The 14,575-nt window shown below is 71.1% G+C and carries 13 protein-coding genes; 6 read left to right on the top strand and 7 right to left on the bottom strand.

What is annotated here, in order from left to right; translation table 11 throughout:
* The first annotated feature begins 106 nt into the window (after positions 1-106).
* From AC1RAA_RS29630 to AC1RAA_RS29605, 6 genes are all read left to right on the top strand, one after another.
* A complete protein-coding gene (locus tag AC1RAA_RS29630; RefSeq protein ID WP_492732581.1) occupies positions 107-991 on the top strand; it encodes a LysR substrate-binding domain-containing protein in 885 nt (294 codons plus the stop codon).
* Between the two features lie 86 nt (positions 992-1,077).
* Positions 1,078-2,631, top strand: coding sequence for a class I adenylate-forming enzyme family protein (locus tag AC1RAA_RS29625; protein WP_492732679.1), 1,554 nt, complete (start codon positions 1,078-1,080; stop codon positions 2,629-2,631).
* Positions 2,632-3,753 carry an SLC13 family permease gene (locus AC1RAA_RS29620; protein WP_492732580.1) on the top strand — a complete coding sequence of 374 codons (1,122 nt, stop codon included), beginning with the start codon at positions 2,632-2,634 and terminating at the stop codon, positions 3,751-3,753. It abuts the gene before it with no gap.
* A 38-nt stretch (positions 3,754-3,791) separates the two neighbouring features.
* Positions 3,792-4,481: a helix-turn-helix domain-containing protein gene (locus AC1RAA_RS29615; RefSeq protein WP_492732578.1), complete on the top strand. Its 690-nt coding sequence runs from the start codon at positions 3,792-3,794 to the stop codon at positions 4,479-4,481.
* 64 nt (positions 4,482-4,545) lie between these two features.
* Positions 4,546-5,397 (top strand): DMT family transporter, encoded by an 852-nt coding sequence (locus tag AC1RAA_RS29610; protein WP_492732576.1) that lies wholly within the window; start codon positions 4,546-4,548, stop codon positions 5,395-5,397.
* A gap of 79 nt (positions 5,398-5,476) precedes the next feature.
* Complete coding sequence (locus tag AC1RAA_RS29605; RefSeq protein ID WP_062482731.1) at positions 5,477-5,803, top strand: hypothetical protein; 327 nt, start codon at positions 5,477-5,479, stop codon at positions 5,801-5,803.
* 28 nt (positions 5,804-5,831) lie between these two features.
* Here the strand turns inward: AC1RAA_RS29605 and AC1RAA_RS29600 are convergent, their stop codons facing one another.
* The 7 genes from AC1RAA_RS29600 to AC1RAA_RS29570 form a co-directional block, all read right to left on the bottom strand.
* A complete protein-coding gene (locus AC1RAA_RS29600) occupies positions 5,832-6,875 on the bottom strand; it encodes an NADP-dependent oxidoreductase (protein WP_369645443.1) in 1,044 nt (347 codons plus the stop codon).
* Positions 6,876-6,993: 118 nt separating this feature from the next.
* Positions 6,994-7,356: a DUF3325 domain-containing protein gene (locus AC1RAA_RS29595; RefSeq protein WP_070061910.1), complete on the bottom strand. Its 363-nt coding sequence runs from the start codon at positions 7,354-7,356 to the stop codon at positions 6,994-6,996.
* A gap of 31 nt (positions 7,357-7,387) precedes the next feature.
* Complete coding sequence (locus tag AC1RAA_RS29590; protein WP_492732573.1) at positions 7,388-8,026, bottom strand: DUF4198 domain-containing protein; 639 nt, start codon at positions 8,024-8,026, stop codon at positions 7,388-7,390.
* Positions 8,027-8,081: 55 nt separating this feature from the next.
* On the bottom strand, positions 8,082-10,256 hold the full coding sequence (locus AC1RAA_RS29585) for a TonB-dependent siderophore receptor (RefSeq protein WP_492732571.1): 2,175 nt from the start codon (positions 10,254-10,256) through the stop codon (positions 8,082-8,084).
* A gap of 171 nt (positions 10,257-10,427) precedes the next feature.
* A complete protein-coding gene (locus AC1RAA_RS29580) occupies positions 10,428-12,911 on the bottom strand; it encodes a TonB-dependent siderophore receptor (RefSeq protein ID WP_492732569.1) in 2,484 nt (827 codons plus the stop codon).
* An 86-nt stretch (positions 12,912-12,997) separates the two neighbouring features.
* Entirely contained in the window at positions 12,998-13,936 is a 939-nt protein-coding gene (locus AC1RAA_RS29575) for a FecR family protein (RefSeq protein WP_492732567.1), read from the bottom strand.
* Complete coding sequence (locus AC1RAA_RS29570) at positions 13,929-14,468, bottom strand: sigma-70 family RNA polymerase sigma factor (protein ID WP_492732565.1); 540 nt, start codon at positions 14,466-14,468, stop codon at positions 13,929-13,931. The genes AC1RAA_RS29575 and AC1RAA_RS29570 overlap by 8 nt, the downstream gene beginning before the upstream one ends.
* Between the last annotated feature and the right edge of the window lie 107 nt (positions 14,469-14,575).

Below are 14,575 nucleotides of genomic sequence, written 5' to 3'. Positions count from 1 at the left end.
CGCGCGTGCAACCCGTCCAAAACCGATGGATGCCTTCGGGAAAGCCTGCATAGGCGCCGGCGCCGCATCTGAGGGAGGCTCGGCGCACGCCCCTCACGATCGCCTCATGTTTCACCAGTACTACAAGTGGATCCGCTGCTTCCACGCCGTCGCCAAGACCGGCGGCTTCACCACGGCCGCGCGCTACCTGCACATCGGCCAGCCCACCGTGACCGACCAGGTCAAGGCGCTGGAAGAGCGCTTCAACGTCGAGCTGTTCCTGCGCAGCGGGCGCGCCGTGCGGCTCACGGCCGCGGGTGAGCAGCTGTATGCCATCACGCAGGGCCTGTTCGGGCAGGAGGAAGAGGCGATGCAGTTCCTGCAGCGCGCCCACAAGCTGCGCACGGGGTTGGTGCGCGTGGGCGCGGTGTCACCGCCCATCGCGCTGGAGCTGGCGCGCAGCTTCAAGCGCAGCCACGCCGGGCTCGACCTGACGGTGTCGATCGGCTCCGAGGCCTCCACGCTCGGCGGGCTGCAGGACTTCGACATCGACGTGGGCATCCTCGTGGAGCCGCCCGAGATCGAAGGCCTGCACCAGGTGCCGTACCGCGTGGAGCGCATCGTGGCCGTGGTGCCCGCGAAGCACCCGTGGGCCCGCAAGCGCACCATCGCCACGCGCGACATCGCAGGCGAGCCGGTGATCCTGCGCGAGCCCGGCTCCAAGACGCGCCACCGCGTGGAGCGCGCCTGCGCGCAGCAGGGCGTGCAGATGAATTGCGTGATGGAGATCAACAGCCGCGAGGCCATCCTGCACGCCGTGGCCAACGGCATGGGCGTGGGCTTCGTGACGCAGATCGAGTGCATTCCGCTGCCCGGCCTGAAGATGGTGGAGATCGACGACGACGAGCTGTCGATCAGCTACTCGCTGTGCTGCCTGGCGGTGCGCAAGGACCGGCCGCTGATCCGCGCGCTGTTCGAGGTGGCGCAGCAGGGCGACGACACGGCCGGCTGACCGGGTTTCGTCGCGGGCGGCACACCCCGCGGCGGGCTTCTTCGCTATCCTGCCGTCTGGCCCCAGACGAAGGATCGACCTTGAACTTGCACCCCGCCCTCCAGGACGCCGCCGCGCGCGACTTCGGCACCCTTGCCGACCTGGTCCGCCTCCACGCCCAGCACACCCCCGAGCGCCCCGCGCTGGCCGATGCCCAGCAGACGCTGGACTACCGCGCGCTCGACGCGCTCATGGACCGCATCGCCGCCGCCCTGCAGCGCGACGGCCTGCGTGCCGGCGACGCCATCGCGGTCTGCGCCGCCTCGTCGGTGCCCTATGCCGCCGTGTTCCTCGGCGCGCTGCGCGCGGGCGTGGCGGTGGCCCCGCTGGCCCCCGGCTCGGCGCCCGCCAGCCTGGCGCGCATGATCACCGACGCCGACGCGCGCCTGCTGTTCACCGACGCCTCGGCCGCCGAGGTGGTGGGCGCCGCGCAGGCCACGGGCCTGCCGCACATCGCGCTCGACGGTTCCAACGTCGGCCGCGCGCTCGACGACTGGCTCGCGGCGCCCGGCGCGAAGCCGGAGCCCGTCGAGGTGCAGCCCGACTGGGCCTTCAACATCATCTATTCGTCGGGCACCACCGGCGAGCCCAAGGGCATCGTGCAGGGCCACGGCATGCGCTGGTCGCACATCCAGCGCGGCGCCAAGTACGAGTACGGGCCCGAGACGGTCACGCTGCTGTCGACGCCGCTGTACTCCAACACCACGCTGGTGGTGTTCTTCCCCACCCTCGCCTTCGGTGGCTGCGTGGTGCTGATGCCCAAGTTCGACGCACTGGGCTACCTGCAATTGGCCGTGCAGCACCGCGTGACGCACACCATGCTCGTGCCGGTGCAGTACCAGCGCCTGATGGCGCACCCACGCTTCGACGCGCACGACCTGTCGACCTTCCGCCACAAGTTCAGCACCAGCGCGCCCTTCAACGCGGCGCTCAAGGCCGACGTGCTCAAGCGCTGGCCCGGCGGGCTGGTCGAGTTCTACGGCATGACCGAGGGCGGCGGCACCTGCATCCTGGAGGCGCACCTGAACCCGACCAAGCTGCACACCGTGGGCCAGCCCGCGCCGGGCAGCGACATCCGCCTGATCGACGAAGAGGGCAACGAGCTGCCGCGCGGCGACACCGAAGTGGCCGGCGAGGTGGTGGGCCACTCGGCCGGCATGATGACCGGCTACCACCGCCAGCCCGCGAAGACGCGCGAGGCCGAGTGGTTCGACGCCACCGGCAAGCGCTTCATCCGCACCGGCGACGTGGGCCGCTTCGACGCCGACGGCTTCCTCACGCTGTTCGACCGCAAGAAGGACATGATCATCAGCGGCGGCTTCAACATCTACCCGAGCGACCTCGAAGGCGTGCTGCGCGGCCATGCGGCGGTGGCCGACGTGGCGGTGGTCGGCGTGCCGTCCGAGCAATGGGGCGAGACGCCCGTGGCCTTCGTGGTGCGCCGCGAGGGCGACGCCACCACCGAAGAGGCGCTGCTGCAGTGGGCCAACGCCCAGGTCGGCAAGACCCAGCGGCTGGCGCGCCTGCGCTTCATCGACGAGCTGCCGCGCAGCGCGATCGGCAAGGTGCTCAAGCGCGAGCTGCGCGACCTGAGTGCCTGAGTGAGCGCCACAAGCACCAACACCGCCCCGCCCGAACACGGCGGCGGCAACGGCCTGCTGTGGGTGCTCGTGGCCGTCGCGGTCGTGTTCGCCTTCGTGCGCCCGCGCGCGCCGATGGACTGGCTGCGGCTGGTCGACTGGCAGACCGTGGGCGCGCTGGCGGGCCTGCTCGCCATCACGCAGGGCGTGGAGAAGAGCGGCATGCTGCAGGCCGCCGCGCGGCGCCTGCTGGCCCATACGCACAGCCAGCGCGGCCTGGCGATGGCGCTCACGGCCACGGCCGCGCTGCTGTCGGCGCTGGTGACCAACGACGTGAGCCTGTTCCTGCTGGTGCCGCTCACGCGCGTGCTGGCCGTGCAGGCGCACCTGCCGCTGGCGCGGCTGGTGGTGCTGCAGGCGCTGGCCGTGAACGCGGGCTCGGCGCTCACGCCCATCGGCAACCCGCAGAACCTGTACCTGTGGCACCGCTCGGGCGAGAGCTTCTTCGGCTTCATGGCCATGATGGGCCCGACCGTGGCGGTCATGCTGTTCTGGCTCTTCGTGGCCGTGTGGTGGCTGGTGCCGCGCACGCCGATCGCGCTGCGCGAGGAGACCGAGGCCGCGCCCGTGCAGCCGCGCCTGCTGGCGTTGGCCGGCGTGCTGTTCGTCGGCTTCGTGGTCGCGCTCGACCGCCACTGGCTGCTGCCCGGCCTGGGCGCGGTGTTCGGCGTGCTGCTGCTCACCTACCCGCGCGTGCTGCGCGGCATCGACTGGGCCTTGCTGGCGATCATCGCGCTGATGTTCGTCGACCTGCGCCAGGCCGCCGAGCTGCCCGCCATCGCGGCGCTGCTGGGCCACTGGCCCATCGGCGAGGGCTGGCGCGCCTACCTCGCGGCCATTGCCGCCTCGCAGGTCATCAGCAACGTGCCGGCGGCGATCCTGCTCGACCGCTACGTGCACGACCTGCCGGCACTCGCGGCCGGCGTGAGCGTGGGCGGCTTCGGCTGCGTGCTGGGCTCGCTGGCCAACCTGATCGCGCTGCGGCTGGCCAAGCTGCCGCACGGGCTGCGCGAGTTCCACCGCATCAGCATTCCGTTTTTGCTGGTGTGCGCGGCCTCGGCGCTGCTGCTGCGGCTGGGGTGATGACAGGCGGCGGGGCGGCGCGGACAATCGCTCCCGCCATGCCCACGCCCGCCCCTGTCCTCTCGCTGCGCGACTACACGCAATCTCGCGGCAGCCACGCGCACGACCACTTCCAGGTGCTGCTCGGGCTCGACGGCGTGCTCGAGATCGAAGTCGAAGGCCGCGGCTCGGGCATCGGCACGGGCCAGGCCCAGGTGGTCGCGCCCGGCGACCGGCACGACTTCGAGGCCCGGCGCGGCGGCAGCGTCTGCCTCGTGCTCGACACGCCGCATGCCCCGTGGGCACGCTGCGTCGAGCAGCCACCGACGGATGCGCCCCGGCTGCACGCGCTGGCCCGCTACCTCGCGCACTGCCTGCAGCAGCCGCAGCACGCGGCCCTCGCCCTGCAGCACGGCCCGGCGCTGCTGCTCGAAGCCTGGGGCGCCGCCCCGTCGGTCGCCGACACGCGCCGCCGCCGCATCGACTGGCCGGCCCTCGCGGCCTGGGCGCAGGCGAACTGGCACCGGCCGCTGGGCGTGGCCGACCTGGCCGAGGTCGCCTGCCTGAGCCCCAGCCAGTTCGCGCAGCGCTGCCGCGAGGAACAGGGCCAGAGCGCGATGCTGTGGCTGCGCACGCTGCGGCTGGCCCATGCGCGCGAACTGCGGCTCGAAGGCCTGAGCGTGGCCGAGACGGCGCGCCGCACGGGCTACCGGTCGCCGTCGGCGCTCACGGCCGCGCTGCGCCGCTGACACCGTCGTTGCGCGACGACGCACCGTCGGCCCGCGACGAACGCGGCGCGTAGCCTCGGCGTCCATGCCCGCCACCTTCTACGCCCTGCTCGCCATCGCACTGTGGGCCACGCTCGCCACCTTCGGCACCGCGCTGTCGCACCTGCCGCCCTTCCTGCTGACTGGGCTGGCGCTGATCGTCGGCAGCGTGCCGAGCTGGCCGCTGGTGCTGCGCGACCGCCGCGCCTGGCGCGTGCCGCCGCGCACGCTGGCGCTCGGGGTGTACGGGCTCTTCGGCTTTCACTTTTTGCTGTTCATCGCGCTGCGACATGCGCCGCCGGTCGAGGCCAACCTCGTGAACTACCTCTGGCCGCTGCTGATGGTGGTGCTGGCGCCGGTGCTGCTGCCGGGCGTGTCGCTGCGCCCGCTGCACGTGGTGGCGGCGCTGCTGGGCTTCGCGGGCGCGGCCATCGCGATCCTCGGTGCGCGCGGCGGCAGCGCGACGCTTCCCGGCGCGCCCGCCACGTACTGGGGCTTCCTGCCGGCGGCCGGCTCGGCCTTCATCTGGGCCAGCTACTCGCTGTGGACGCAGCGCGTCACGCCCTTCCCGACCTCGGCCATCGGCCTGTTCGGGCTGGTGTCGGGCGCGCTCTCGCTGGCCTGCCATGCGCTGCTGGAGCCCGCCGTCGCGCTGTCGGCGAAGGACTGGCTGCTGGTCGCGCTGTGCGGCCTGGGCCCGCTGGGCGCGGCCTTCTTCGTGTGGGACATGGCGCTCAAGCGCGGAGACGCGCGCCAGATCGGCATCCTGAGCTACCTCACGCCGCTGGCCTCCACGGCGCTGCTGCTGGCCGTGACCGGCCGGGCGCTCACGGCCAGCATCGCGCTGGCGGCGGCGCTGATCATCTCGGCCGCGGTGATGGGCACGCGTGCGAAATGAGACAAATCAGGGCGATGCCCGACAGAGCTTGTCGTTTTTTGTGGCTAGAGTGGAGGCTCAGGAAAAAGGAGTCACCCCCATGGATCAGAAGAACAACAAGACCGAGGATTTCGAGATCACGCCCAAGCTGGTGTTCGACATGAACCTGGCGCTGTACCTCGACCTGGTGGCCGCGCTGGAGGGCGCGGGCGCCGTCACCTACCGGCAGATGGCGGCGCGGGTCCTGAACATCAGCATGGACGCCCGCACCGACGGCGACACCAACCTGTCGACCGTGCTCGAAGGCATCGCCCAGGGCTTCGCAGGCCACGGCGACGGCCTCTCGATCGAACTGCTGAAGGCCGCGCGCGGGCTGCGCGAGGACGATGCGATGGGCGACATTCCGATGCGGCCCACCGACGATTGAGGTTCGGGGCGTCGCGGCGCCCCTTTGGTTATTCCTCGGCGACCTGCAACACCAGCTTGCCGAAGTTCTCCCCAGCGAACAGCTTGTTCAGCGACTCGGGGAAGGTGTCGAGGCCCTTCACGATGTCTTCCTTGCTCTTCATGCGGCCGTCCTTCAGGTAGCCGGCCATCTCGGCGATGGCGATCGGGTAACGGTCGGCGTAGTCGAACACCACGATGCCTTCCATGCGCGCGCGGTTCACGAGCAGGCTCAGGTAGTTCTTCGGGCCGGCGGCCGGCATGCTGTTGGCGTTGTTGTACTGGCTGATGGCGCCGCAGATGATCACGCGGGCCTTGCGTGCCAGGCGCGCCAGCACGGCGTCCAGGATGTCGCCGCCGACGTTGTCGAAGTAGATGTCCACGCCCTTCGGGCAGTGGGTCTTCAGGCCTTCGCGCACCGCGCCCGCGCCGGCCTTGTAGTCGATGCAGGCGTCGAAGCCCAGCTCCTTCACCACCCAGTCGCACTTGGCGGCGCCGCCGGCGATGCCGACCACGCGGCAGCCCTTGATCTTGGCCAGCTGGCCCACGGTCTGGCCCACGGCGCCGGCCGCGCCCGAAACGACCACGGTTTCGCCCGCCTGGGGCATGCCCACGTCCATCAGGCCGAAGTAGCCGGTCATGCCGGGCATGCCCAGCACGTTGAGCCACTGGGTGATGGTGCCCACGCGCAGGTCGACCTTCACGAGGCCGTTGCGCTTGATCTGGTCCTGCGGGATCAGCATGTATTCCTGCACGCCGAGCGTGCCGTACACGGTGTCGCCCACGGCGAACTGCGGGTTCTTCGAGGCCACCACGCGGCCGATGCCGCCGGCGCGCATCACCTCGTCGATGGCCACGGGCGGGATGTAGCTCTTGGCGTCGTTGAGCCAGCCGCGCATGGCGGGGTCGAGCGACAGCGACAGTGTCTTGACCAGCACGCCGCCCTCGTCGGGCTGGGCCACGGGCTCGGTGCTGAAGCGCCAGTGCTCGCGCGTGGCCGTGCCCTCGGGGCGCTTGGCAAGACGGACCTGGTGGTTGGTGAGGGCGCTGCTCATGGTGTCTCCTTGATGGGTGAATGTGCCGGGCATCGGCGACGCAGCCGCATCGTAGTCGCGGGCCAAGACCCCGCGCGTAGCGCAGGCGACAGCCCGCGCACGACCTCCGGGCGCCCTGCTATGGAAGCAGGAGCAGCCCGTACGCCGCCGCCGTGGCGACGCCCAGCACAGCCGCCACGGCGCCGACGCGCCGCGCCCAGCCGGGCCGGTAGCTCACGAGGCCGACCACCACGAGCGCGGCGGCCGTGAGCGCGCCCAGCCACAGCACCCAGCCCATGGCCGGCCCGCGCAGGCGCAGCGCGGCGACCAGCGACAGCCCCAGCAGCGCCGCTCCGCCCAGCTGCTGCCAGGGCCGCGACGGGCCCGGCGTGCGGCCGCGCCCGTGGGCGTCTTCGTAGTGCCGGTCCATCGCCAGGCTCAGCGTGACGAAGCCGCCGAGCGCCGACGCGAACAGGGCGCACACCAGCGCGAAGGTGCTCATCGGCAGCACCCCCGCGCCGGAAGCCCCGCCCTCACCGGACGACGAAGCTCAGCGTGGCGACGTGGCGCGTCTGCGTGTAGGGCTTGCCGTCCCAGCTGCCCTTGCCGTCCTTGTCGGTGTGGTTCACCTCGACCACGTACTGGCCGGGCCAGGGCGTCTGCAGCGTGACCTTGCCGGCGTCGTCGGTGGTGAACTTCTTCTCCCACTTGGGCGGGCCGAACACGACCACCTCGGCCTTGGGCAGCGGCTTGCCCGCCAGCAGCAGCGTGAAGCTGTTGCTGTGGGCGGCCTGCGGCACGAGCTCGAGCGTGTGGCGCGCGACGGTTTCGGTGCGGCCGGTGCGCGCCTGGTACAGGCTCGCCACGCCCTTGTCGCTGACGTAGGCACCCACGAGGCGCGCGTCGCCGCTGGCGTCGGCCTTGACCACGAAGTGGTCGGCATGGCGCGTGGCCGGCGTCTGCTTGCCGTCGGCGGCGATGCCGCGCGGCGCGCTGACCAGCTTCAGGTGGCCGGCCTCGGTCTCGCGCAGGTCGTCGGCCCATTCGCCGAAGTAGGCCTTGGCCTCGCCGCCCGCGGCGGGTTCGAGCCAGACGAAGTGGGCGTGCGCGGCGCCCGAGAAAACGAACGCGGCCGCCGCGAGGGTGGCAAGGGAGAACAGGGGTTTCTTCATGGTCGATGCTCCAGGTAGTGATGGCATGGTTGAGACGGAATGGAAGACGGCTTGTTCAGAACTTGGCGCGCAGGGTCAGGCTCACGTTGCGCGGCTCGCCCCAGAACACGCTGTCGTAGAAGCCCACGTTGCGGTAGTACTTCTTGTCGAAGACGTTGCGGATGTTCAGTTGCGCCGTGACGTTCTTGTTGATCTCGTAGCTGGCCATGAGGCTGAAGACCGCGTACGCCTTCTGCGAGATGCGCGGCAGCGGGTCCTTCATGCTGAACAGCGGCGGCTGCCCATACCACGACTCGCCGTAGATGCCGCTTTGCGCCGTCATGTCGCCGCCGACCTTCAGGCCGCGCCAGGCGCCACTGAAGCGGTAGGCGGTCGACAGGCGCAGCAGGTGCTTGGGCTGGTTGGGCACGGCACGCGCGCCCTTGGCGGTCTTGGCATCGAGATACGTGTAGCCGGCGGCCACGTTCCAGTCGGGCGTGATCTGGCCCGACACGTCGAACTCGAGGCCGCGCGCGGTCACGCCGTCGCCGCTGGCCACGTAGGCCTGGCCGCCGTCGGGCAGGCGAAAGCCCGCGGGCACGCTGCGGTCCAGCTCGGCCAGGTTCTTCTTCTTGACCTGGAACACGGCGGCCGACGCATTGAGCGCACCGCCGAAGTACTCGCCCTTCAGGCCCAGCTCGGCGCTGGTGCCGGTCTCGGGTGCAAGGTACTGGTCGTTGCGATCCTTCGAGCTTTGCGGGTTGAACAGCGTGGTGTAGCTGGCATACAGGGAGTGGCGCTTGTCGAGGTCGTAGACCAGGCCGACGTAGGGCGTGACCTCGTCCTTCGCTTCTGACTTGCCCGTGGTGCGCGTGTACTGCAGTGCCGTGTTGTAGGCGTGCGTGTACCTGCGGTAGTTGCTCACGCGCGCGCCGACGATCACGTTCAGCGGGTCGGTGAGGCTGAAGCGGCCCGCCACGTAGCCGCCGTTGAGCTGCGTGAAGCCCACGGTCTTGGAGCCGTCGGCCAGGAAGATCGGGCGCGGGATGTTGCCGGTCCACGTGCGGTAGTCGGGAATGGCCTCGGGGTACGGGATCACCGGCGTGCCGCCCTGCGAGGTGTAGGTCTGGTTGCCGCCGTTCCATCCGGCGATGAAGGTGTGGCGCCGCCCGAACAGGCTGAAGGGGCCGGTGGCGTACAGGTCGAAGTTGTCGTTGACGTACTCGCCCTCGCCCCACACGCCGCTCCACAGCTTCATGCCCTGGCCGGTGAAGCGGTTGGGGTAGCCCGCGCCGCCGTTGGCCACGGTGGTGTTGTTGGTGCTGGTGGTGCGCGCATAGCCCAGGTGCACCTTCCAGTCGTTGTCGAAGCGGTGCTGCAGCGAGACGAAGGCCGTGTGCTGCTTGTTGGCCCAGGTGCTCCACGGCGCGCTCAGGCTGGTGTTGCGCGGCAGGTTGGCGAGCGTGCCGTCGTGGTTCCAGTACGGAATGGCGCCCCAGGTCGCGCCCGTGGGCTTGTTGTCCTGGAAGTCGATGCCGGCGGTGAGCAAGGTGGAGCGCGTGAGGTCGGCCTCGACGATCACCATGCCCACGGTCTTGCGCTCGTGGTACAGGTCCATGTACGAATCGCGGTCCTGCCAGGCCAGCGCGGTGCGTGCGCGGATGCGGCCGTCGGCCGTGAGCGGCACCGACAGGTCGACCTCGGCGCGCTTGTGGTTCCAGCGCCCGTAGCTGAGCGAGGCGCTGCCCTGGAACTCGCGCGTGGGGCGCTTGCGCACCGAGTTGATGGTGGCCGACGGATCGCCCGTGCCGCCCATGAGGCCGGTGGCGCCGCGGATGACCTCGATGCGGTCGTACAGCACGGTGTCGGACAGCGGCGAATTCGGGCCGCGCGGCATGCCGTCGATCTGAAAGTTGTTGATCGAGAAGCCGCGCGCCGAGTAGTTCACGCGCTCGCTGTCGGCCTGCCCGACCATGATGCCGGTGGTCTGGCCCAGCACGTCGTCGATGCGGGCGCTGCCCAGGTCGTCCATGCGCTCGCGCGTGATCACGGTCACCGACTGCGGCGTCTCGCGGATCGACAGGTCCATGCGCGTCGCAGTGGAGGCCTGCTCGGCGGTGTAGGAGCGGCTGCCCTCGGTGCGGCCGCTGCGGTCGCCCGAGACGGTGACCTCGGACAGCGCCGCGCCGCTGGCTGCTTGCTGTTGTTGCGCGCCGGCTGCGCCGCACAGGAGCAGGGCGACAAGGGCCACGGGAGACCGCCGGAAGCGGGCGCGTGAAAACGAATGCTGGTTCATGGCATGAAGAAAGGGGGCGGCCCGACCCGAAATGTCGGCAACGCCCGTTGGCAGGAGATGGCTAGCGACGCACCCGGCCGCGAAGGGGCCGGCAGCGACCTGGCTGCGGAGAAAAAACGCGGTGCGTCAGTAGGTGCCGCGCAAGGTCACGAGCAGGTGGCGCGGGGCGCCGTAGAAGCTGCTGCTGGTGCTGGTGCGGTAGCGCGTGTCGAAGACGTTGTTCAGCGCCACCGACACGGCAAGGTGCTTGTTGATCGGGTAGCGCGCCATGAGGTCGAGCGTGGTGTAGGCCCGCTGCGTGAAGCGCGCGTGGCCCGAGGGGCCCAGGCCCGTGCTGTAGGTGTCGCTCTGCCAGTTCAGGCCGCCGCCCACCGTGAGGCCGTTGCCGATGCCCGCGATGCGGTAGCTGGTGAAGAGCTTCAGCAGGTTCTTCGGCACCTGCGTGTTCAGGCGCTGGCCGGCCGCGTCGCGTGCCACGCTGTGCGCAAAGCCGCCGCCGACCTGCCAGCCGGGCAGCAGCTCGCCGGCCACTTCGAATTCATAGCCGCGCGTGGTCGTGCCCTTGGCGGCGCGGTAGGCGGCCGAGCCGTCGGGCGCGAACTCGTTGTCCAGGCGCACGGCGAGGTTGTCCTGCTTCACCTGGAACACGGCGGCGCTGAGGTTGAGGCGGTCGTTGTGGAACGAGCCCTTCACGCCCGCCTCGTAGGCGTGCCCTTCGAGCGGGTCGAGGTAGGTGCCGCTGCGGTCCTTGCTGGCCTGCGGCTTGAAGATGCTGGTGTAGCTGGCGTAGGCCGACCAGTGTTTGTCGAGATCGACCACCACGCCCGCGTACGGCGTGACGACGCCCTTCTCGCTGCGCGTGGTGAGGGTGGCGGCGCGCTGCAGGGGGACGGTGCGCGTCACGTCCTTCCAGTCGCTCGCGCGCGCGCCGACGATCACCGAGAGCGCCTCGGTGGGCCGCAGCCGCACCGTGGCATAGGCGCCCGACTGGCGCGTGGCCGTTTCCTGGCGGCCGGTCACGGGCTGCTGCGGCTGCGCGGGCAGGTCACCGGTCCAGGTGTTGAAGTTCGCGATCCACGGATCGAAGCCCGCCACGTTCCAGCCCGCGTACAGCGGCGCGTCGCTGTGCGTACGCGAGGCGTTGTAGCCCAGCACCAACTCGTGGCGCCGGCCGAAGAGTTCGAAGGGGCCGCTGGCGTACAGGTCGAATGCGTTCTGCACCGGCACCGCGTTCCAGCGGTTCGTCCACAGGCCGAGCCCCGCCCCCGTGGCGCGGTTCATGTAGCCGCGCAGCGCGTAGCCGATGACGTCGTCGTAGGCGCGGCGCGAGCGGTTGAAGGCGGCGTGCACGGCCCAGCCGTTGTCGAAGCGGTGGTCGAGCGCGGCGAAATACTGGCGCTGGTCCTGGTACGAGTGGGCCCAGCGCGCGGCGGCGCTGCGCGAGCGGCCGTAGGTGGCCTCGCTGCCGTCGCTGAAATGCAGCGGCAGGCCGGCGCGCGCCACGCCGTCGTTGTCGTGCCGCTGCAGCTCGAAGCCGGCACTCAGGCGCGTGCTGCGCGCGAGGTCGGCTTCGACGATGCCGTAGAACAGGCGCTTCTTTTCGTGGTGGCGCTCGATCCACGAGTCGCCGTCCTGCACGGCCGCGACCACGCGCGCGCGCACGCGGCCGTCGGCGGTGACGGGCCCGCCGATGTCGAGCTCGGCGCGCTGCCGGTTCCAGGTGCCCGCGCTGAACGAGGCGCTGGCCTGCAACGCGTTGCCGGGGCGCTTGCGCACGAGGTTGACGGTGGCCGCCGGCGTGCCCACGCCGTTGAGCAGGCCGGTGGCACCGCGCACCACCTCGACGCGGTCGTAGAAAGCCAGGTCACCCGTCTGCAGCAACCAGGTGCCGGCCTGCGGGATGCCGTCGACCTGGTAGTTCTCGACCTCGAAGCCGCGCGCATAGACGGCGTTGGCGTCGGTGCCCGCGTTGCCGCTCTGCACGAAGCTCAGGCCGGGCGCTTGGCGCAGCACGTCGCTGATCTGGCCCAGGCCCTGGTCGTCGATGCGGTCGCGCGTGAGCACGCTGACCGATTGCGGCGTCTCGCGCAGGCTGAGTTCGAGCCGCGTCGCGGTGCCGATCGCGCCGTCGGTGGTGTAGGAGCCGGTGCCTTCGGTGACGGTGCCGGTGTCGCGCCCGCCGGTGACCGTGACTTCGCTGAGCGCACCGCCGGCAGCCGGCGCTTCGGCCTGCGGCTTCGGGCCCGGTGCACGCTGCGCCGCGACGCGCAGCGCGTAGCCGCCCGAAGCGCCACGCACCGCTTCGAGGCCGCTGCCTTCGAGCAGCTGCAGCAGCGCCTCGCGCGCCGTGTAGCGGCCCTGCAGCGCGGGCGCGCGCTTGCCGCGCACGACCTCGGCATCGACACCGAGCAGCAGCCCCGTGCGCACGGCGAGCGCGGTCAGTGCGCTGCTCAGCGGCTGCGCGGGCTGATGCCACTCGAAGGCCGCATCGGCAGGCGGCGCTTGCGCGGCGGCCGGCACGGCAAGCAGCACCAGGCTCGCGAGCACGAAGGCGCGGCGCAGGCGATGCCAGCGCTGCGCGGTCTCGGTCGGGTCTGCGGGTCCTGTCATGGTGTGGTGAATCTCTTTTCACCACCTATGACAAGCGGGCACGGGAATCGGGTAGCGGCGCGCGCGGAAAAAGTTCGCCCGCCCGGTCACGGCGGCGCCGTGGTGGTCACCCGCACCAGCCACGGCGACAGCGTCGACACGCGCAAGCTCGGCAGCGCGCTGGCGAGCAGCGCGAGCGCGGCGTCGCTCTGCTGGATCGGCAGCACGCCGGTGAAGCGCAGCGTGCCCAGGGCCTCGTCGTCGGCCAGCAGCAGGCCGGGCCGGTGCCGGCCGAGCTGGCGCAGTACCTCGGCCACCGGCGCGTCGTCGAACACCAGCCGGCCCTGCGGCCAGGCCAGGCCGCCGGGCGCGGCGGGCACGGTGTCGGTGGTGACGCCGCGGCGGTCGAAGCGCACCTGCTGCCCCGCCTGCACGTCGACCCAGCGGTCGTCGCCGCCCTCCAGCGGCTGCACGCGCACGCGCGATTCGGTGACGGTGACGAGCGTGTCGCTCGCCTCGCGCCGCACGGCATAGCGCGTGCCCAGCGCCTGCGCGCTGCCGTCGCGGTCGACCACGGCGAAGGGCTTGTCGCCGTGCGCGACCTCGACGAAGACCTCGCCGCGCAGCAGCTGCACGCGGCGCACGCTGCCGGAGAAGTCGATGTCGATGGCCGAGTCGCTGTTCAGCGCGACGCGGCTGCCGTCCTCGAGCGTCAGGTGGCGGACCTCACCGGTGCCGGTGCGTTCATCCGCCAGCCAGGCCTGCCACGGCATCGCGGCGCCCGCCACGAGCAGGCAGGGCAGCAGCACGAGCGCGCCCAGCGCCTGGCGCGAGAGGCCACGGCGCGCAGGCTGCGGCGCGGGGGTGTCGGGCGTGACCGACTCCCACATGCGGCGCATCTCGGCCAGGAGCCGCGCATGGCGCTCGTCGAGCGCGCACCACGCGGCGCAGGCGGCGCGCGTGGCGTCGTCCACGCTGTCGTCGGCGAGGGTCACGGCCCACAGCGCCGCCTCCTCGCGCAGGCGCTCGGCGGCCGCGTCAGGCATGGGCCGGGGCGTCGGCGCTTTCCGTCTCGGGCACGGCCGCCGCCATGCGGCCGTGGCAATGCGCCAGCACCTTCGCGAGGTACTGCTTCACGCGCGTCTCGGACACGCCCAGTTCGGCCGCGATCTCGCGGTACGAGCGGCCTTCGACGCGCGCCATCAGGAAGGCGGTGCGGCTCTTCACGTCGAGCTCGGTCACCAGGAGCGCGAGCACCTGGCCCAGCAGTTCGCGTGCGCAGGCCTTGTCCTCGGCGCTCGGCGCGCAGGCGTCCTCGGCCATCAGCGCGACGGTGCGCAGCACCTCGGCCTCGACCTGCATGCGGCGAAAGCGGTTGATCATCAACCGGCTGGCCACCACCTGCAGGAAGGCGCGCGGCTGGCGCAACACCGGCTGCTGGGGCAACTCGATCAGGTTGAGAAAGGTGTCGTGCGTGAGATCGGCCGCGGTGAAGCCGCAGCGCAGGCGGCCCAGCAACCAGCTGCGCAGCCAGCCCTGGTGGTCGACGTACAGCTGCCGGACTTCCGGATGGGACATGGTGTGAAGGGGCATCGCGGGCAGCGACGCAATTGAGAGTTATTCTCATTATAGATTTGTAAAGTTTGTCCTGTCCCCCGAAACGTCTCATTCCGCATGAGGCACCG

Source organism: Variovorax sp. GW823-FHT04F07 (genome assembly GCF_058795995.1).
Note: the sequence above shows the minus strand (reverse complement) of the source record. Positions and strands in the feature narration are given on the sequence as shown.